This window comes from Psychrobacter sp. ANT_H59, from assembly GCF_008369225.1.
GTDB classification, from domain to species: domain Bacteria; phylum Pseudomonadota; class Gammaproteobacteria; order Pseudomonadales; family Moraxellaceae; genus Psychrobacter; species Psychrobacter cryohalolentis.
The window spans coordinates 12639-31478 of the sequence record NZ_VOBE01000010.1 but is presented as its reverse complement, the minus strand read 5'-3'; the positions used below and the strand labels follow the sequence as shown (position 1 = coordinate 31478).

Sequence of the window (18840 nt, the reverse complement as noted above, 5' to 3'; positions counted from 1 at the left end):
ACTCAAATACTCAAATACTCAAATACTCAAATACTCAAATACTCAAATACTCAAATACTCAAATACTCAAATACTCAAATACTCAAATACTCAAATACTCAAATACTCAAATACTCAAATACTCAAATACTCAAAATTATTTTGAGCGTCTGTATTAAGACTTGTCAAATTATAATGGTCTGTTATTAGCAGTTCCTTTGATACAGTCTGTTTTAAGTAGTTTATTAGCCTAATTAGGGCTAAGAACAATATTGATTACTTTTTAGGCTGGGATATCTCAGCCGGAAATTTTATAGTCGAATCATCATCGTAACGATGATATTTATACCAGATTGATTATTAAGGTAGACATACCTGCATATAAGAGTGTTTGCTTTACCTATTAAAATAATTTGTCTCGTCTTTAAAGGTCTCCACAACGACAGAGAAAATATCATCCCAAACCGCCTCATTTGCCAAAAACGGATAATCCTTAAGTAGCTTATTACTTTTAACGCCTTTATTCTGTAGCATGCTGCGAATGATTCTATCGGCATAGCTATTGGGCATCTCAACAATCTCTTTTATCGCCAGTCGTGCCTGGTCATGTTGTCTTAGGTACTGTGACTCGTTATGCATCTCTTTTTCAATAACATGAGCAATCAGTCCTGATAAGTACTGAACGTGAGGTGTCAGGTCCATAAATCGCCATGCAGGTTGAACAAGGTGACTGTCTTCAAAATTTAAATTTGAGCGAATACCATCAGGGTAAGTAACCGCCTGTTTATCAAAGCTGTAATGATCACGGATTTGCTTCATGAGCGGCACAGACACACGGTCTAAAATCTGATCATAGGCATGACGGTCTGAGGGATGCTCGGCAATGGCTTGTGATATAGGTAAGATAATGGGCTCATGAATAACCTGGTCTCGTCTGAGGACATCGTTAATTAAAAAGCGATGTATGCGACCATTGCCATCCGCTAGTGGATGAATATATACAAAAGCAAAGGAGGCAACAGCACTACGTATTAGTGCCGATTGTCCCTCGGTCTTTTCCATAAATGCCTGTAACCCTGCTAACTTATCAACAATGTCATCGGCAGGTGGGGCAATATAGTGCACAATCTCTTTAAAGCCATTGACCTGAGTATGCGACACAAAAACAGGAGATTGACGGATGCCATACTGCTGGATGACCGTTTTACTCCCCAATATCTCTTGTTGTAATTCTGCCAGTGATTTAGGATCAAGTGGAATGTCGCCCTCACCGGTGCGCCGTGCCATCACATCGGCAAAACGTTCAATACGTTTTAACTCTTTCCCTTCTCCCTCTATAGTAAAGCTGGCTTTACTCTCTCGTAGTGTCATCCATACGGAAGCGCGCATCAGTAAGTCTTGCCCAAACTCAGCGTTCAGCTTATCAACCATCGTGGCAATATCGAGTGCTGCCGCTTGCGTAAACGACTCTGTTTTCACCAGTTGAGGACAGAAATGACGGGTTCCTGCTAGATTGTCATTGATACGCCAGCGAGCGTTCTTGATAACCTGCGCAGGGCTTGAAGTAACCATCTTCTTAGCATCTAGAGCATCCACATAGTTACCGCCTAAATTGCTCGGTACTACTAACTGATGACCCATGAGCCATTCATACAAGAAAGCCATTCTACGGGCATAGCTGCCTGTGGGCTCAGCGTTTACCCATGCTTGTACGTCATCCGCACCTATCTGCTCAAATAGACGAGTCAGTAATTCTAAACTCAGTACTTCATGACGCATGTGAAATTGTAAGTGGGCAATGATAGTATCCAGTGGACGCGCCGTTTCCTGATAAGCGTTATGGATAACGTTACCCTCTTTATAGGTTTGCCTACGCCCACCGATACTACTGCTGACATATAAAGGGGAAACCAGATCAATGCTGGCATCACGGATAAGCCATGCTGCGCCAATAGGGTCTGAGGTGTGGGTATTTATCATGAGTGGCTCAAGCGATTATAGATAAGCCATTTTGCAGAAAAGCGATTATGAATGCAACATAATGATTATTATCAAGCCTTACTGCATTAAATCGATTTTTATATGATGTTGTGATAACTTTAAATCAAGATCAAAGTGCATGTTGAGTGGGCATAATAGATCGAGACTGAATGAGGTAAATACCCAGCTTCTAGCAAAGATACGTAGTATAAGAATTCCTATTTCTGTAAATAATGTCTTCTTGCCTCGCGTGTAAAGCCTTATATATCAGCTGTTTATAAACAAAAATAAAATATAGTACCCATCATAATAATGATGGGCTAATATTGAAAATAGCTCAGCTATTAGCCCTGCTTTAATACCCGATAAACGGTAGCTACCCCAACACCAACCGCCTTAGCGATTTCCTCTTTTCTCATATTGCCTTGACTGTCTAATTCTCTAATACGATTGTGTTTCGTTGTATTAGGCTTCTTACCAGTGGGCTTATAGCCACTGTTAGCCAATCCTTGCTTGATACGCTCTCTACGCTTGTCGTTATCAAGCTTTGCCATTGTTGCTAATAAGTCGATCAGCATATCGTTAATCACCCTGAGGATATCGCCTGTCATCCCTTCGCTGACCGTATGTGTAGTTGGTAGGTCTGCTACTACCAAACGCAAACCTTTATCTTTAATACGCTGTTTTAGGATTGCAAAATCATCTTGAGATAACCTGCTTAATCTGTCCACACTTTCAACCAGTAGAATGTCGCCTTCTTCAGCGTTATTGAGTAACAAAGTGAGTGCAGGTCTATCGAGCTTTGTTCCACTGAAATGCTCAACATATTCAACATGGTTATCATCATAACTTGTACTGAAAGCTACTAAATCAGCTAATGCTCTGTTAGCGTCTTGATCCTTAGTGCTGGCTCTCACATAAATACGAACGGTCATAACGCCACCTCTATTACTTAGACTTAACAATTAATGTTCATTGATAATAGCAAGATATTACTATCATTTAATTTCAAAGACAAGTCTAATGATAGATAAATTATCATTTAAAGGTTTTATATTTTAGGTATAGTCAAATGATAGGAAAAAAGCACAGAAACCAGTCCTATAATTCAAAAGTCTGTTATAGATGGTTCCGTATTAACAGTCTACTTTAAGTAGTCTGTTAATAGGCTTAAAGGGTGAAACAGCTGGTTCCCTTGAGGTATAATCTAATCAAACCTATTGAAATAGCTCATCTAGTTTTGCGACAGCATCATCATATTCTTTGCCTGGATCTAGAAATGCTGTTTTAAATGAATAGTAATCTGCCAAAAACTCCAATGAGCATCCGCCTAAAGATTTTGCTTTTTCTATAAGCTTCATTCTAGAATCAAAAGGTATATACCATGAGTCATCTTCTAATAAGCAATTAACTAACATATCAACATCGAAGCATTCTTCTACTGCTTTATCAAAGTTACTTAGAACATCTCTCTATTTTAAAGAAGGTAGGTGATTAATGAGTTTTAATTATTATAAAATTTCAAGACATGACTCTGATGAACATAAGTTCACGTCCAAATGGACAAGTATTGTTGATTTCGTAGAAATATATGGTCATATAGAAATTAGTAATTATTTAAAACTAGAAAATAGCTTTATTAAGTTTTTAAAAATGTTCTATGATTTTTTTACGCAGCCTTTTAAGAGCTATGGGTATACAAGTCTAGCTTTTAATATAATTATATCTGAAGACTTAGAGAGTAATAGGGATTCATTGCTTTATTACGGAATGACTGATACAGCAAAAAGATTAAGTAAACTGAGCAAGTTAAACCTTAATAGTATTGCAGAAGATGATGTTTCTTTTCTTTTTAAATGTTGGGTTAGAGGGCTATGTAGCTTATATTTTTTTGATATTGTTACTAGCAGTTCTTTAAAGCCAATGGAGGACGATTTTTATTTCTCTTTAATCTTGCAAGAAGATATCGAGCTTAACGAAATATTCAGTTATGTAGATGGCGTTCATGTTTATGTAGATTTCGATCACTATACTTCTAATGAGAGCTATATACCTCCTATAAATATAGGTGAGAAGATAAAAATAAATACTCCTAAAGAGAGCGTACCCTAATAAATTATCTGATAATAAAAAATTAGGCACATAGCTGATAGTTCGATGCCTGTATAGCGCACCGAACATAATCTCATGACAAACGTTATAGTGAATAAAAATACATTAAAAAAAATTACTCAATATTTTTTTGCTTAGAGAGTCGCTCTTTTGAAACTTTAAGATAATATACTTATTCAACACTTTTTCTACCAGTGAATCAAATATATGATTTTCAAAAAAACTAAATTAGTTGCCCTCCTTTTTTCTACTGCTTTATTACCTCTTACGCTTACGAGCTGTCAAAAAATGCAAAGTGAAGCCAAAAACGAAGCTTCTGAGGGGCAAATAGTTATTGAGGAAATAGAGACAGAAACTGAAGCTGAAGACGTACAGAGATTAGCCAAACAGGGCGATGCAGAAGCACAATTTGATTTGGGTTGGATGTACGATATAGGAGAGGGCGTTCATCAAGACTATGCCAAAGCTGCGCAGTGGTATATAAAATCGGCTAATCAAGGTTTCCCTGAGGCACAGTATAATCTTGGTGTAATGTATCGTGAAGGCGAAGGAGTCCCTCGAAACTATGCTGAAGCAATCAAATGGTATACGAAAGCAGCCAATCAAGGCCTTCCTGAAGCGGAGTATAACCTTGGTTTAATGTATACCCAAGGCAATGGCGTAGACCGAGACCTTTCACAAGCCCTTAAGTGGTATACAAAAGCTTCTAATCAAGGATATGTCATTGCACAAAATGATTTAGCCGCAATGTATTACGAAGGCGATGGTATAGAGCAAGACTTGTCGCAATCACTTAAGTGGTATACAGAAGCAGCTGATCAAGAATATGCTCCTGCACAAGCTAATTTAGGTGCAATATATTATCAGGGTAATGGCGTGATACAAGATTTTTCACAGGCTCTAAAATGGTTTGGAAAAGCAGCTGATCAAGAAAATGCTAATGCACAATATAATCTTGGTGTGATGTATTACATGGGTCACGGTGTAGGCCGAGACTTCTCTCAAGCCTTTAAGTGGTATACAAAAGCCGCTAATCAGGGATATGCTCCTGCTCAAAACAATCTTGGTGCGATGTATCGCGATGGTGTAGGTGCTAATCAAGATAATGCTCAAGCAAAGAACTGGTTTGGTAAGGCTTGTGAAAATGGGCAACAAGAAAGCTGTAATAACTATAGGAAACTAAATCAAAATTAAGTCAGTTCAACCTCAAAAAATTAATATTATGTACACTGTGAAGTACACTACCATGATCTAAGTAAATAAAACTATTGATATCATTAGCCTACAGCCAAAGGTTCAAGTCCTCACTAGGGTACCGAACCAGTGAAGGAGCCTAATTGGTTCCTTTGGGGTATACCTTAATAAAGCCCCTTTAAATTACTTTCTCCCTATGGAAAGATATATATCTAAAGGTATTGGCGCCCACTGATTTTTTTCCATAGGCTCTAAAGGCTCAAACTTCTGAAATGATTTAAACGGCTCAATTTTTTGAAATCCTTTAAATCTTTCAAACTTGGTATGCATGTTGATAGCACCTTCCATGAATCCTACCGTATATCCATTATTATCTCGTACAATACCCCTCTTTAACCACCCAAGATGCTTTCCATTAAAACCATAAATTGATTGTCCATCTAAATATGCGACTGGATCACCTTCCCATAAGTAGATACTCATATCATTATCGGTGTCTATATACGCAACAGCTTCACCAGTACTATTATATAAAGATATTTCCTGGGCAAAACTAATAGCAGGAGCCAGTAAAAATATAAACATTATAGTTTTAAAAAAATTAGACATAAAAGCTATCCTTTTATTTAATGTGATTGGGCTAACTTCCATAATATTAATAATCAAACCTTCCCACCCACGCCTTTAAACTTCTCAACAAAGGCAGCAATTTTCTGCAGAACGCTTTGCTTCTTGGTTAAGTATTGCGGATTGAGTGGACTAAGCTTAGGTAAGATAGCATTCAGCTCCGTACCGTTCTCACTGGCGTACTCACGCTTTAAAGAAGCAGCGATATAACGCTTAGCTGCTGCTTCATTTAGGTTTTCAGCGGCAATCATATCTTTGACTTCACGCTGCTGCTCTACCTGAGCATAACTAAAGAAGGCATCAATGATGCTGGATTTATCAGGAATGGTATCCAAGTTGGTTTGATTGATAAAATCGACTACTAGACTCTCTTTGGCACGGTTGCCAAGACTTGCCCGAATCAAACGTCGTACTTCCTCAACTAGGGCAGACTTGTCCTTGGTATTTTTATTATGCTCAAAAATTAGCTCAAGGATATAGTCTAGATTGATCTCTTGTGACTTGAGCAAATCTATCTCAAACACCACGTCATCCCAATCAATAGAAGACTCATCTTGCTGCTCACCCGCTTTTTCACGACGCAGCCAATCGCGTATATCGTTATAGGTTGAGCGGTAATCTTGTACGGTGCGTTCCGCAGGTACTTCAATGGCTTGCATAGCCGCTAACTCATCGTCGTTTAGGTAATGCTCGTCCTTAAACGTCGCAACCGCTTCAACGTCACTTGTATCCAAGTCTTGCAGTGCTTTTAAGCTTGCAAACTCATCATAGTTTTGCAAGATGTTCTCGACACGCAAATACTCCCCGAATAACTTGGCAAAGTCCTTCTTGTCAGACTCTTTGACAATCTCATCAGGATTAGGGAAGCGTTGTTGCAGCTCTTTGACCACTTCCAAATAACCACGTCGCGCTTTGCCTGTGGCGATATCGGTAAAGCCTTCTAAATATTCTTTATAGCTCTTCTCTAGCACCACGTTTTTAGTGTTTCTATCACCAAACAATGTGATGGCATCAATGGTTGCTTTCTCTAAGTCTCGAAAGGTCACGATGTTGCCAAACGTCTTAGTGGCGTCATAGATACGGTTGGTACGTGAGAACGCTTGCATTAAGCCATGATAGCGTAAGTTCTTATCCACGAATAAGGTGTTCAAGGTAGGCGCATCAAAACCTGTCAAGAACATACCAACGACCACCAGTAAATCCACTTCCTGCTTGATAACGCGCTCTGCAAGGTCGCGGTAGTAGTTCTGGAATGATTTGCTGTCTACGCCATAATTGGTTTTGAACATGCCATTATAATCACCAATAGCACTGCTTAAAAACTCTTTGGCGCTGCTGTTCATGGCGGTGGGCTCAAAGCCTTCATCAGGGATATCCCCCAATGCATCCTGTTCTTCATTGGCAGCAAAAGAGAAGATGGTGGCGATCTTTAACGGTTTGTCGCTGTCCTTTTGCAACTGATTCAAGGCTTCATAATAAGCCTTAGCGGCATCAACACTACTGACGGCAAACATGGCGTTGAAGCCCTTGCCCCCTGATTTTAAGCGATGGGTTTTCTGCCTATAGTGCGTTAACACATACTTTGATATCTCATTAATACGATCAGGGTGCAATAACAGCTGCTTATTCTCTGCTGCGGTCAGTTTCGTCTCGTCCTGTTCGCTTTCAATACCGCTAAACTGTGGGCGTACATCGTTGTAATCGACTTTAAACTTCAATACCTTTTCATCACGAATGGCATCAGTGATAACGTAGGAGTGCAGCTCATGACCAAACACGCTGGCGGTCGTCTCAGCCCCTAAAGCGTTCTCTGGGAAGATAGGTGTGCCTGTAAAGCCGAACTGATAGAACTTCTTAAACTTCTTCTTCAAGTTTTTCTGTGCTTCACCGAACTGGCTGCGGTGTGCTTCATCAAAAATGAACACTACTTGCTTGCCATAGATGGGTAAATCACCGTCACCTTTGATCAAGTTATTCAGCTTTTGAATGGTAGTGACGACGATTTTATTGTCGTCTTTATCAAGGTTAAGTTTTAAACCTGCGGTACTGTCTGAACCATTTACGCTCTCAGGGGAGAATCGCTGATACTCCTTCATGGTTTGGTAATCAAGATCCTTACGGTCTACCACAAAAAATACTTTATCAATGAAAGGCAGCTCAGTCGCCAAACGTGCCACTTTAAAGCTGGTTAAGGTCTTTCCTGAGCCTGTGGTATGCCAGATAAAGCCGCCACTCTCAAGGGTGCTCCACTTTTTGGCTTGATAGGCGCTGTTAATCTTCCACAGAATACGCTCAGTCGCTGCTATCTGATAAGGGCGCATCACCAATGAAGTGTCGCTCACATCAAAGACGGTGTAATGCATCAGCACGTTGAGTAGGGTATGCTTTTGGAAGAAGGTAGCAGTGAAGTCTTTTAGGTCTTTGATTAAGGTGTTGTCTGATCTCGCCCAATTCATGGTGAAATCAAAGCTGTTTCTATTGCGCTTGGTGGTATTGGCAAAGTAGCGCGTGTCTGTACCGTTTGAGATCACAAACAGCTGTATGTATTTATACAGCGAGTTATCAGAGTTAAAGCTCTCTTTACTATAACGATGCACTTGGTTAAAGGCTTCACGAATAGCAACGCCACGCTTTTTCAGCTCAATTTGCACCAATGGCAAGCCATTCACCAAAACAGTGACGTCATAACGGTTCGCCTGTGTGCCTGTTTGGGCGAACTGTTTGATCACCTGTACTTTATTGCGTGGGATGTTTTTCTTATCGAGTAGCGCGATGTTCTGCAGGCGACCGTCATCGAACGTAAAATCATGGATATGATCATCATGAATCTTTCGGGCTTTATCGGTGCTGTTATCGTTAGGGTTATCGAGGTAACTCATCACAAAGCGTTGCCACTCATCGTCTGTGAACTGCACATCATTTAAGGTTTGCAGCTGCACACGCACGTTAGCCAACATGGTTGCGGGTGAGTTTAAATCAGCGACAAACTCATAGCCTTGGTTCTGTAAATCCTTGAGCAATTCGCGTTCTAAGTCGTTTTCAGTTTGATAACCACCATCGGGCTGATCACACTTAGTATATTTATTAAGAATAATAAAGTTATTGGATTCAGCAATCGTTTTGGTGTGTTCAGTCATGGTCTGCTACCTCAGTCTTAGGAAAGCTCAATAGCAGCTCACGATAATATTCATACTGCTGCTGACGCAGTTCAATCTCACGCGGTAAGCCTTCGGTGAGTGAGGTAGTTAAGGCATCGAAGCTATCTAGAATGGTGACGATGCGTTTTTGCTCAGCTAGGGGTGGGAAAGGGAATGGTAGACGTTCGAATGTTGCGAGATTTATATTACTCTGAGCACTACCAGTACTTTGCGCCTGAAGTTCTGATTTAAATGAAGTCAAAAGATATTCGACGTAACTAGTAGTTGTTTTTTCTGGATCTGCAACAAAACCTATAATGCTGTCTGGGAAACATGAATCAAAGCCAAGAATAGTTGTTTCTGCGATATTGGCTGCTATGGTTATGCAAAGCGTCCCCTTAGGCCATAACTTACTTTGTTCCAATCCAAATTTACTATAAGTTTGTGTGTACTCATTAATAACATGAGATGCATTTCTAACGTCTCCTGTTTGAATGAGCGGTACGTCTCCTCCATATAGTTTTGGATCATTTCTAGGGCGATGTCTTGATTTTCCGCGACCAAGTTCAAGCGCAACTTCTTTTAAAATTTTCCATTCAACTTCATCATCATTAAACGTTAATAATTGTTTACGATAGTAGGCATATTGCTGCTTACGTGCTACAAGCTCTGCCGTAAGCTCTGCCGTAAGCTCTGCCGTAAGCTCTGTAAATGCGTCTAAAATTCGGACGATTTCAGCTTGTACATTGAGGGGTGGAATAGGGATTTGAAACTTATCCGTATCAGGAGTAGCTATTTGAGGCATCTGCATTCTACTTGCTAAGCCTTGAAAATATAACTCTTTAGTCTTCAAGTAGTAGTAAACATATTTAATATTTATATTATTATTTTTAGAATGATATGACCACATTTCATTCTTATGTGAAAATGGATCAGTGTAGTATTCGAACTCAACAACACCACGAGATTTAACAATAATAGATGGTTCTCTATTTATATTTTTCTCAGGAATATCCTTAAAGTCAACGAACGCAACAGTCTTACCACCAGCAAAGATTTTTAATGGTGCATGATCTTTATGTAATTCCTTCATCCTACCAGCAGTAATATTTGTTCCTTTAGTACGAACTAAAGCTTTTCCCAATGCCATCCACTCAACCTCAACCCCATCAAGCAGCTTATCCATATAACTTAACTCACTCATGCCTCAATCTCCGCAACGATTTTATCGATATCAGTACGCAGTTGGTCAATCTTAGCAACGGTGATTTTTAGCTCAGCATTGAGGGTAGTGATATCAATCACTTCACGCGTGTCTTCCGCTTCCACGTAGGCACTGACGGACAGATTATAGTCGTTAGTCGCAATCACAGTGTTCTCAACACTTTTGGCTAAATATTCGGCATCTATTTTGCTATCAAACAGCACCATCAGCTGTGCGATATGATCATCGGTAAGAATATTGGTATTGGTTTCCGCCTTAAATAACTTACTGGCATCGATGAACTGAGTCTTGCTATCCGTTTTGTGCTTGGAGAGCACTAGGATATTAACCGATATGGTAGTACCAAAAAACAGGTTAGGCGCAAGGGAGATAACGGTTTCTACATAGTTGTTATCTATCAGATACTGACGGATTTTTTGTTCAGCACCACCACGATAGAAGATACCAGGGAAGCAGACGATTGCTGCACGGCCTTTACTGGATAAGTAATTCAACGCATGGAGCACAAACGCAAAGTCCGCTTTAGACTTGGGCGCGAGTACACCAGCTGGCGCAAAACGCTCATCATTAATCAGGGTTGGATCGTCAGTACCAATCCATTTCACCGAATAAGGGGGGTTTGAGACAATAGCATCAAACGGCTTATCATCACCAAAATGCGGATTTAACAGCGTATTGCCCAGCACGATATTAAACTTGTCGTAGTTGATGTTATGCAAAAACATATTCATACGCGCAAGGTTATATGTGGTGTGATTGATCTCTTGACCAAAAAAACCGTCTTCGATGATATGGTTATCAAAATGCTTCTTAGCTTGTAGTAATAGCGAGCCTGACCCTGCGGCTGGGTCATAAATCTTATTGACGGTTTCCTGCTTATGCATAGCAATTTGTGCAATCAGCCTAGAGACGCTTTGTGGGGTAAAGAACTCGCCCCCTGACTTACCAGCATTAGCGGCATAGTTAGAGATCAGATACTCATAAGCATCACCAAACAGATCGATTTGGTTATCAGCAAACTGATCCAGTTTAAGACCAGCCACCCCTTTTAGTACCGCTGATAAGCGCGTGTTCTTATCGGCAACCGTATTACCTAAACGGTTACTGGTGGTATCAAAATCCGCAAACAAGCCTTTAATATCAGGCTCAGACGGATAGCCATTGGCTGAACCCTCAATCGCTTTAAATATGGCTGCTAGATCAGTATTGAGGTTTTCATTTCTGTGCGCCCCTGTAGCGATATTGGCAAACAGTTGGCTCGGATAAATAAAATAGCCCTTGGTCTTAATAGCATCGTCTTTAATATCTGCGTTAATTACATCATCAGAGAGCTTGGCATAATTGACACTGTCGTCGCCTGCTTCAATATAACTAGAAAAATTCTCACTGATAAAACGGTAAAACAAAGTACCCAGTACATATTGCTTAAAGTCCCAGCCATCGACTGAACCACGAACCTCGTTTGCAATTTGCCAAATTTGGCGGTGTAATTCTGCACGTTGTTGGGTACTTGTCATGATAAAAATCCTATAAATAATTATGGGGTTAGAAATACCCCATATTTTGTATAATTTCAATTTGTAATGAATGCTCTAAGATCAGGGGTGATATGTTCATCACTCCTGTCCGTTTCTGGTTCTATTATATGGTGCTGACCAAAGCAACAGTGCTTATTTTGCCATTGGTATTTTCTTTGCACCTTGCTCCTGCATCTGACTTAAGCAAACAAGCATCCGATGATACTGAAGCGATTCACGGCTTTCGATAATATGCATAATTTTTTGGGTTTTCTATACACATGCTCTTTATATGTATAGAAAATTCACTTTTTTATACCTACCTCTCAACCAGCTTGTCCTCGATCATTTCAGTCAACAGCTCAGTCACCGTTTTGCGATTCTCGAGCGCATACCGTTTGAGCGCAATGTGTTTATCTTCATCTAGATTAAAATTCACTCGTACCGTTTTTTTGGGACTGTCAGTCACATCTGACAAAGCCAATTCATCCTTAGCTTTTTTACTTGGACGACCTGCTGATAAACTCATGACTTACTCCTCACCAAAAAATGTTTGAATTTCACTGACCAATGCAGTTATCTCTTTTATCGCATTGCTATTAGACGATTCAGTATCAAATACTGTCTTGCCAAGAGCAGCACTGTTAGGATAAGCAACACGCTGCATAATTCTAGCCTCTAATACGGGAAGGTTGTAATCGAGTAGTGCTGTCGCTACTTCCTTACCTATATTAGTGTTTTGAATGGCACGTGATACTACAAACGCCGCCTTTAGTTTGCCATCCATCATCTCAATACGCTGCTGCACCAAATCAACCAAATCGCTGGTCGCCCAAATATCGTAGGGACTCGGCTGTACCGGAATCAGTATAAAATCAGCAGCCTTGATAGCAGAAATGGCCAGACTGGTGGCTTGTGGCGATCCATCGATCACTACGTACTCTTTATCAGACACGTATTTTAGATCTTTATCCAGCGTCGGCCTATCTAGCCCAATCACTGGTACCGGATTGTCCTCATCCACTGCCCTCCAGTCACGCGCACTGCCTTGCTGATCGCTATCTACCAACAGTACGCTATGACCTTTTAGCTGTAGCCCACGCGCCAAATGCGTTGCAATGGTGGTCTTACCGCTGCCGCCCTTTTGATTTAATACCGCGATTACCTTCATAAATACAGATCCCTGTAGCATGTATTGAGTATATAAGTATATAAGTATATAAGTATATAAGTATATAAGTATATAAGTATATAAGTATATAAGTATATAAGTATATAAGTATATAAGTATATAAGTATATAAGTATATCTAAAAACTGTACGTCACATCACTACCAATAGCAATATGGCGTAGCTAAAATAGCGCCGCCCTTTCCAAATAAAATACAGCAATCATGATAGACGCCATGTGGCAAAGACTGATACCAGCATATTAAACTATCTACTAATACATAAATTGCTGCTATTGAATAGCAATTTGAGCTACCAAAAGGAATACTTCATCAGCTCATATTCGTTATAATCCGCTCACCAATCAAAAACCACTAACCGCTAATGAGGAAACCACTATGGTGAAGTGTCACTTATCTACCATCATGGGTGAAAGACGCCTTAAAATTGCCGATATCTCAAGAGATACTGGCATTAATCGTGGCACCATTACTCGCATGTACCATGAAGAAGCCACCCGAGTTGATCTAGATGTCATCGAGTCTTTATGTACTTATCTTAAAATCAATGTTGGTGATTTATACGAAATCATAACTGAGGACGGCAGTGAGTCGCCAGCGTAAACAACCTCACTTATAACCCTTTATTACCTTCAAAAAAACAAAAAGACCTGTAGAAGATTATTTTGTCTTGTAAAAGATTAAAATATAGGTATAATTTGACCTGTAGGAAGTCATTTAACCTTTTATTAATATATAATAATCTATAGGAGAATAACAATGAACACCAATTTATTGCGGCTCAACGGCTGCACATGGTTCAGCGAACAGACTAAAACTTTAGCTTCTCAGCTATTATTAAATCTACAAATACAGCAAGGCGTACAGTTGGCATCATTACTTGGTGTTAATACTATTCTTTATAATGATGAAGCGGTTTATGTCTGGGTTCAACGACTGCTAGATGACGGTCTTATAGTTGACGATTATACTTTAAGCACCCTTGAAACCGCATTTATTGATTTGGTCATAGCTCACACCGACCAAGTGGCATAACCGTTTTAGCCTACACTCACAGATCTAATGATCAACAACCTTAAAAGCCAGATGATCCATCATTATCTGGCCTTTATCTGATCTAGCCATACAGTATTTACCGTATACCTAGCCATAAAAATTTAACAGACGCTATATCGGTGGCTTTTTAACATAGACAAAGATAACAGCAGCCAAACAAATCATTTTTTAAGTATTATATTTTCTAGGAGACTCATTTTTATCAGGCCCATCACCTGCCAATACCTGACCTAAGAATGTACTTATAATTATCTAAACCACCCTAAGCCTATAAAGTCCTCTTTGGGCAGTATGGTTCACTATTATCATAGACCTTTACTCAGTCGGTTTCGCGCGCGTCAACTCAGCTATTTTATAATAAACAAAGCCTTTCTCATCTCTCAAAACGCTTTTGCTGTCTGCTCTAACGCACCAGCTGATCACATCGGGCTGTTCTTCATTGACATCACAAGCCAAAATAAGCTGCTGACTTCGAGCGTTATTAAAGGCCTGCCTCCAGCCCGTCTCTAGCTCATCAATGCCTTGTTGCAGCGCTGCTTGCTGTTCTCTTAGATCGTTAATATTAGCTAGGCTTGGGACATACCAAAAGACAAGTGCCACCAGACTAATCACCATCGCAGCCGTAGCAGCAGCGGCCGCTGCTGCTATCCTTTTAATGCTCATGGACTCAATGGATTTGTAAATCTTATCTAAGTCTTTATTAGCATCCTTTTTTACCTGTCCAATCCGTTCTTTTGTGGAAGTCTCAAACGTTTCAATATCGGTAATAATCTGCTCATGACCAGCGTGGTACTGGCTAGTAAATAGTGCAAGGCTTGCCGCGCTATCATCAAGCTTATCAGCAACCACTTGCATGGCACTCACTTGAGCCTCTAGGCTGTCGCTCTTAGTGGTCACTACTGTCTCTAAAGCAGTGTCTATCTGCTGTTTTATGTCATCAATGAGCTGTTTGATCTTGTCATCATACCGACTGGGCATCTCATTTTCAGTAAACAGCATCACTGCTGCTTGTAGCTGTTCTAGGACAAGCGTTTGATACTGATTCAATGCCTTTGATGTCGTGCTTGCGCTACCGCCGAGTGCTTTAATAGCAGCGGTCACTTCATTCACAGTGCCATCAATACGACCAAGGGAGCGCTCAAGCCGCGTTGCCACCGCATCATCGGCTTGCTTAATCAGCTCACGTAAGGCTTTAATCACCGGTCCCAGGGTGGTCACCAAGTTGATGAGTTGATCGTGTATGTCTTGTTCAGTGCTGTCGTTTTTATTCATAGTAGGTGCTCATTATGATAATAATCGCCGCTAAAATGGGCGTGGTGACGAGTAACGGCGCGTTTTTGCTTGAATATCCTTGTCCACTTCTAGCACTTGTGTCGACAAGGTTTGAGTTAAGGTTTTTGTGTCCACGTAGATGTCAGGAACCCGCTCAAAGCGCTTATTGAGTGCGTTTATGGTGTCCATTTTATGGCGGTCGTCAGGAAGCGTGCGTAGCGCTTGTAATAGTGTTTGGGTAGATTGCTCAACGTCTATCACCACCCGTTTTTCATCCGTATCTCGCAAACGCTGTTGCAACCCCGTAAAGTCATCCGTCTGCTGAAGCGCTTCTAAAACAAAGGCCTCAGCAGCCAATTTTTCAGCCGCCACTATCACCGTAGCAGTAGTATCGATGGCTTTAAAGTCGATCTCACCAACATGGCGCTTAACCCGTACAACCATATTATCAAACCTATCCTGATATGCCTCAGTCTCTGCCAGTTGGGTACGGGCAAGGGCGGCCTGCTCTTGCTCTTTTTGTTGTTGTGCTTGCCGCCTCTTATCTGCCGCCTCTCGCTCACGCTTGGCTTTGTTCTCAAGTTCAGCTTGTTCATACGCTTTTATGAGCTGCTGATGTAGCGCTATGGTGCGGGTACGCCACTCATCAAGTCGAGCGGCATTCAATTGGGTAGTTTTGGTACTGACAATCTCATCATATAGCTCATCGTCTTGGGAAATTACCGCGCCGCTTTGATCAAGTAGCTCACGGCGCTGCTCATAAAACGGCGATAGGCGCTGGTAGGTTTTTTCACTGGTGGTGATTTGCTGCTTTAATTGTTTGATATCGGTATCATTGGCGGTTTTAAACGCCTGCACATCAGTCACCAGCGTCGCCAAGCGAGTGTTAGCCGCCACATCGATATCAACCGCTTTAAGAGCACTTAGGGCATCACGTTCCTGCTCAAGCGTTTTAAAGTACTCAACGTCAAGATCAGCAAGTGCCGAAAACTTATGATACGTTTCCATATTGCTTGTGACTTCAATGTTTTGCAGATCCTCAAACGCCTCATGCCAGTGCTGCTGTAACTCAGTTTTCTCAATATCAATTTTATCAAGAGTCTTAAAGTTATCTGCCAGTTTATCCAGCTGCGCCGCAAACGGTTTTAGCGTCACCTTGAGCGCTTTGTACTCAGCGATGACCTTATTGTTGATAGGAATCAGTGTTTTTAGTACCGATTTGTTATTGAGCACGGTATTCTCAATATGTGACAGCTGCTTCTCAAGACGGGTAATCGCACGCTGGGTTTGCAGGGTATCGTCTTGTCTAAATTGCTCAACCAACTCTAAAGCAGATTCTAATGCTTTACGCTCATCTTGCGTTCGCACTTGTTGCGTGAAGACACGCATTTTTTCACGCTCACCCTGATAGTCTTGCCCCACCTCTTGGGTGAATCGACGTGTATCATCAATATTTTTTTGAATGGCGATAGTCTGTTTAGACTGGTGGGCTAAATCCTCATGCAGTTTATTGATAGTTGAAAACAAAGCACTACGCATGGTCTTTTTTTGCTGCTCAAAGTTGTCTGAGCCGTCTAAAAAATCATCGAGCACCCTCATATCAACCTCAACCTCAACCTCATCCTCACGCTCGCTTTCAGGTGCGATAGGCTTGAGTACAACGGCTGGGTCTACCAAACGAATCTCATTCAAATCAATTCGGGCATAGGGCTTACGTTTCTTATAATGTACCTTCACCCCATCGACCTCTTGCACATTACTCTCTAGGTCAATGCGACCACTGTCGTTGTAGTCAATTACTAGGCCCGTTTGTTCAATATGGGCGTTGATCTCATCAATCGTTTCGTTGTACTCCTTAATCAGGGAGCGATTGCCTTTGAGCATATCCTTGTATAACGATTTACCCAGTTTCATTTTTGGTAAGCGATTGATCCCTTGCTCGCGGTAGGATTTCTCAGTAATAGCTTTGTTCTCAGGCAATAGCTTATTGGCCATATCTGCCCATAAGACTCTTAGATATCTCAACTCATCCCCGCGTCCATTCAACCCCTTTAATAAACGCTCCTCGGTTGACCACTGCAACCAATTCTTGCGCGTTGATAAACCATAACCCCCTGTCTTATCCCTCACTATCTCACGACTTGACAGTAGAATATGTGCATGGAAATTATTGGTGGTTAGCTCAACCACAGTGCCATCACTCTTCTGCTGTTCATGACTGTGTGGCCGATGTACCGACACATCGACCAATACGTTATACCGATCCGCTAATACTTGACTGTAGCTCTCGACTAGCTCAATCCGTTTCTGGTCACTAATACCATCCGGAAACATCACATCAATCTCGGTGCCAAACTGGGCGTTCTTACGGGTTTCAATCTGCTCTAAGGTATTCCAAAAATCCTCACGCGTAACCACAATATTACCCGCAATAGCCGGTGTGATGAGCGCACTATGAACCAGGTTTTTCTTAATGATCTTCGTATATTTATGTTCATCACTGTCTATCAAATGCAAGGTTTTATCTTCGGCTTTACTCTTATAATCATGCACCACTCCTGTCTTTGTGCTGACCAATACCGAGCCTGAATTGTAGGCAGATTTCGCCACAATACTATGATTTTTAGCTTTACTAATAGCTGTGACGGATAGGTGAAATCCTTTACTATTCATGGTCGACGATCCAAGATAATGGTTCAGCTTTTGGGGTTGTAGGGGGCTTTATCCCCTGCCGGACGACGGAGTTTGTATAGAAAAATAGTACCCCTTGTGGGTCTTTTCCATACAAACTCCTAAGTTCGCTCTTACAGAGGGTTAAAATACTACTACGCCCACAAAATGACGTGGTCTTGTGTATTTTACAACCTTGCATCAGTAGGTATGTGCTGCTAGGATTAACTCTATCATATTTGACTTAAAAAGGATGTTCAAATGTCGATCGTATCAGATGATTTATTCGCCGATAAGATGTCACAGTTAAAAGCACTTAAAGATGAGATAGATCAAGACAGAAATGAGGTTTATCAAGTATTGGGCGAGTGGTTAGCCAATGCATTGGATGATGACGATAATAATGAGCTACAAAAAATATTTATAGCTGAGTATGGTAATACTAAGTATATACGCTTGAAAAGACATCGTGAATTGATCAAGTTGATTGCAAAGAAGTTGGAAGCTAAAGCAAAGGTTATACCCAGCAGTTTTACGCCACCGAAGAATACATCGGACAGTCAAGAAAACTTATCTTTTGATGACAATGCAAATAATAGATCATTGTGATTGAGAGGTCTATAAATCGAATCTTTGATTGTAAGGTACAGTAGTTTTCAGAGATTACCCAACGTGGACTGTTCACTGAGTTAACGCCTACTATTTAAGCTTGATCTGTGATTATACTAAGAAATATAAGTCGTAGATAGGCTTAACTGACGATTAAAGGCACCTACAAGGCTTTTAATTGTTATTTAGGTACGATTCATTAGTTTAATTTTTTCTTAGTGTCTATAGAGCATTTTATAGCGTTTTAGAATTTTATAGTAGCTATTCTGAGT

The 18840-nt window shown here is 40.7% G+C and carries 17 protein-coding genes; 6 read left to right on the top strand and 11 right to left on the bottom strand.

Annotated elements, in window-relative coordinates; genetic code table 11:
* Window positions 1-375 precede the first annotated feature (375 nt).
* From FQ083_RS12495 to FQ083_RS12485, 3 genes are all read right to left on the bottom strand, one after another.
* Window positions 376-1959 carry a Fic family protein gene (locus FQ083_RS12495; protein ID WP_149410085.1) on the bottom strand — a complete coding sequence of 528 codons (1584 nt, stop codon included), beginning with the start codon at window positions 1957-1959 and terminating at the stop codon, window positions 376-378.
* A gap of 344 nt (window positions 1960-2303) precedes the next feature.
* A complete protein-coding gene (locus FQ083_RS12490) occupies window positions 2304-2894 on the bottom strand; it encodes a recombinase family protein (RefSeq protein WP_149410084.1) in 591 nt (196 codons plus the stop codon).
* A gap of 282 nt (window positions 2895-3176) precedes the next feature.
* Window positions 3177-3377: a hypothetical protein gene (locus FQ083_RS12485; RefSeq protein WP_149410083.1), complete on the bottom strand. Its 201-nt coding sequence runs from the start codon at window positions 3375-3377 to the stop codon at window positions 3177-3179.
* A gap of 79 nt (window positions 3378-3456) precedes the next feature.
* Between FQ083_RS12485 and FQ083_RS12480 the strand changes: the two genes are divergently transcribed.
* Both FQ083_RS12480 and FQ083_RS12475 read left to right on the top strand, forming a co-directional pair.
* Complete coding sequence (locus FQ083_RS12480) at window positions 3457-4071, top strand: hypothetical protein (RefSeq protein ID WP_149410082.1); 615 nt, start codon at window positions 3457-3459, stop codon at window positions 4069-4071.
* A 207-nt stretch (window positions 4072-4278) separates the two neighbouring features.
* Entirely contained in the window at window positions 4279-5265 is a 987-nt protein-coding gene (locus FQ083_RS12475; protein WP_149410081.1) for an SEL1-like repeat protein, read from the top strand.
* A 183-nt stretch (window positions 5266-5448) separates the two neighbouring features.
* On the opposite strand, the gene FQ083_RS12470 is transcribed toward FQ083_RS12475, so the two are convergent.
* From FQ083_RS12470 to FQ083_RS12455, 4 genes are read right to left on the bottom strand one after another with little or no spacing between them, the layout of a single operon-like run.
* On the bottom strand, window positions 5449-5874 hold the full coding sequence (locus tag FQ083_RS12470) for a 4-fold beta flower protein (protein ID WP_149410080.1): 426 nt from the start codon (window positions 5872-5874) through the stop codon (window positions 5449-5451).
* Between the two features lie 53 nt (window positions 5875-5927).
* Window positions 5928-9029 (bottom strand): HsdR family type I site-specific deoxyribonuclease, encoded by a 3102-nt coding sequence (locus tag FQ083_RS12465; protein ID WP_149410079.1) that lies wholly within the window; start codon window positions 9027-9029, stop codon window positions 5928-5930.
* Window positions 9022-10233 carry a restriction endonuclease subunit S gene (locus FQ083_RS12460; protein WP_149410078.1) on the bottom strand — a complete coding sequence of 404 codons (1212 nt, stop codon included), beginning with the start codon at window positions 10231-10233 and terminating at the stop codon, window positions 9022-9024. The genes FQ083_RS12465 and FQ083_RS12460 overlap by 8 nt, the downstream gene beginning before the upstream one ends.
* Complete coding sequence (locus FQ083_RS12455; protein WP_149410077.1) at window positions 10230-11771, bottom strand: type I restriction-modification system subunit M; 1542 nt, start codon at window positions 11769-11771, stop codon at window positions 10230-10232. Before FQ083_RS12455 ends, FQ083_RS12460 begins: the two co-directional genes overlap by 4 nt.
* Before the next feature lie 92 nt (window positions 11772-11863).
* Here FQ083_RS12455 and FQ083_RS12705 point away from each other — a divergent pair, with 92 nt between their 5' ends.
* A complete protein-coding gene (locus FQ083_RS12705) occupies window positions 11864-12022 on the top strand; it encodes a hypothetical protein (protein WP_188004117.1) in 159 nt (52 codons plus the stop codon).
* A gap of 68 nt (window positions 12023-12090) precedes the next feature.
* On the opposite strand, the gene FQ083_RS12450 is transcribed toward FQ083_RS12705, so the two are convergent.
* Both FQ083_RS12450 and parA read right to left on the bottom strand, forming a co-directional pair.
* The gene (locus tag FQ083_RS12450) at window positions 12091-12300 is read right to left on the bottom strand and encodes a plasmid partition protein ParG (protein WP_149410076.1); all 210 of its coding nucleotides are present in this window, start codon (window positions 12298-12300) and stop codon (window positions 12091-12093) included.
* Between the two features lie 3 nt (window positions 12301-12303).
* Window positions 12304-12942 (bottom strand): ParA family partition ATPase, encoded by a 639-nt coding sequence (gene parA, locus FQ083_RS12445; protein WP_149410075.1) that lies wholly within the window; start codon window positions 12940-12942, stop codon window positions 12304-12306.
* A gap of 397 nt (window positions 12943-13339) precedes the next feature.
* Here parA and FQ083_RS12440 point away from each other — a divergent pair, with 397 nt between their 5' ends.
* Window positions 13340-13564 (top strand): helix-turn-helix domain-containing protein, encoded by a 225-nt coding sequence (locus FQ083_RS12440; RefSeq protein ID WP_149410074.1) that lies wholly within the window; start codon window positions 13340-13342, stop codon window positions 13562-13564.
* 156 nt (window positions 13565-13720) lie between these two features.
* Entirely contained in the window at window positions 13721-13996 is a 276-nt protein-coding gene (locus FQ083_RS12435) for a hypothetical protein (protein ID WP_149410073.1), read from the top strand.
* Between the two features lie 336 nt (window positions 13997-14332).
* On the opposite strand, the gene FQ083_RS12430 is transcribed toward FQ083_RS12435, so the two are convergent.
* Together FQ083_RS12430 and FQ083_RS12425 are read right to left on the bottom strand one after the other, a co-directional pair.
* Window positions 14333-15289, bottom strand: coding sequence for a hypothetical protein (locus tag FQ083_RS12430; protein WP_149410072.1), 957 nt, complete (start codon window positions 15287-15289; stop codon window positions 14333-14335).
* Between the two features lie 30 nt (window positions 15290-15319).
* Window positions 15320-17962 (bottom strand): MobA/MobL family protein, encoded by a 2643-nt coding sequence (locus FQ083_RS12425; RefSeq protein ID WP_149410071.1) that lies wholly within the window; start codon window positions 17960-17962, stop codon window positions 15320-15322.
* Between the two features lie 258 nt (window positions 17963-18220).
* On the opposite strand from FQ083_RS12425, the gene FQ083_RS12420 reads away from it, so the two are divergent.
* A complete protein-coding gene (locus tag FQ083_RS12420) occupies window positions 18221-18568 on the top strand; it encodes a hypothetical protein (protein ID WP_149410070.1) in 348 nt (115 codons plus the stop codon).
* The last annotated feature ends 272 nt before the right edge of the window (window positions 18569-18840 follow it).

Bases quoted from the DNA above. Each gene is read 5' to 3' on its own strand.
- FQ083_RS12495 (WP_149410085.1), bottom strand. From the start codon at position 1,959: ATGATAAATACCCACACCTCAGACCCTATTGGCGCAGCATGGCTTATC.
- FQ083_RS12490 (WP_149410084.1), bottom strand. From the start codon at position 2,894: ATGACCGTTCGTATTTATGTGAGAGCCAGCACTAAGGATCAAGACGCT.
- FQ083_RS12485 (WP_149410083.1), bottom strand. From the start codon at position 3,377: ATGTTAGTTAATTGCTTATTAGAAGATGACTCATGGTATATACCTTTT.
- FQ083_RS12480 (WP_149410082.1), top strand. From the start codon at position 3,457: ATGAGTTTTAATTATTATAAAATTTCAAGACATGACTCTGATGAACAT.
- FQ083_RS12475 (WP_149410081.1), top strand. From the start codon at position 4,279: ATGATTTTCAAAAAAACTAAATTAGTTGCCCTCCTTTTTTCTACTGCT.
- FQ083_RS12470 (WP_149410080.1), bottom strand. From the start codon at position 5,874: ATGTCTAATTTTTTTAAAACTATAATGTTTATATTTTTACTGGCTCCT.
- FQ083_RS12465 (WP_149410079.1), bottom strand. From the start codon at position 9,029: ATGACTGAACACACCAAAACGATTGCTGAATCCAATAACTTTATTATT.
- FQ083_RS12460 (WP_149410078.1), bottom strand. From the start codon at position 10,233: ATGAGTGAGTTAAGTTATATGGATAAGCTGCTTGATGGGGTTGAGGTT.
- FQ083_RS12455 (WP_149410077.1), bottom strand. From the start codon at position 11,771: ATGACAAGTACCCAACAACGTGCAGAATTACACCGCCAAATTTGGCAA.
- FQ083_RS12705 (WP_188004117.1), top strand. From the start codon at position 11,864: ATGTTCATCACTCCTGTCCGTTTCTGGTTCTATTATATGGTGCTGACC.
- FQ083_RS12450 (WP_149410076.1), bottom strand. From the start codon at position 12,300: ATGAGTTTATCAGCAGGTCGTCCAAGTAAAAAAGCTAAGGATGAATTG.
- parA (WP_149410075.1), bottom strand. From the start codon at position 12,942: ATGAAGGTAATCGCGGTATTAAATCAAAAGGGCGGCAGCGGTAAGACC.
- FQ083_RS12440 (WP_149410074.1), top strand. From the start codon at position 13,340: ATGGTGAAGTGTCACTTATCTACCATCATGGGTGAAAGACGCCTTAAA.
- FQ083_RS12435 (WP_149410073.1), top strand. From the start codon at position 13,721: ATGAACACCAATTTATTGCGGCTCAACGGCTGCACATGGTTCAGCGAA.
- FQ083_RS12430 (WP_149410072.1), bottom strand. From the start codon at position 15,289: ATGAATAAAAACGACAGCACTGAACAAGACATACACGATCAACTCATC.
- FQ083_RS12425 (WP_149410071.1), bottom strand. From the start codon at position 17,962: ATGAATAGTAAAGGATTTCACCTATCCGTCACAGCTATTAGTAAAGCT.
- FQ083_RS12420 (WP_149410070.1), top strand. From the start codon at position 18,221: ATGTCGATCGTATCAGATGATTTATTCGCCGATAAGATGTCACAGTTA.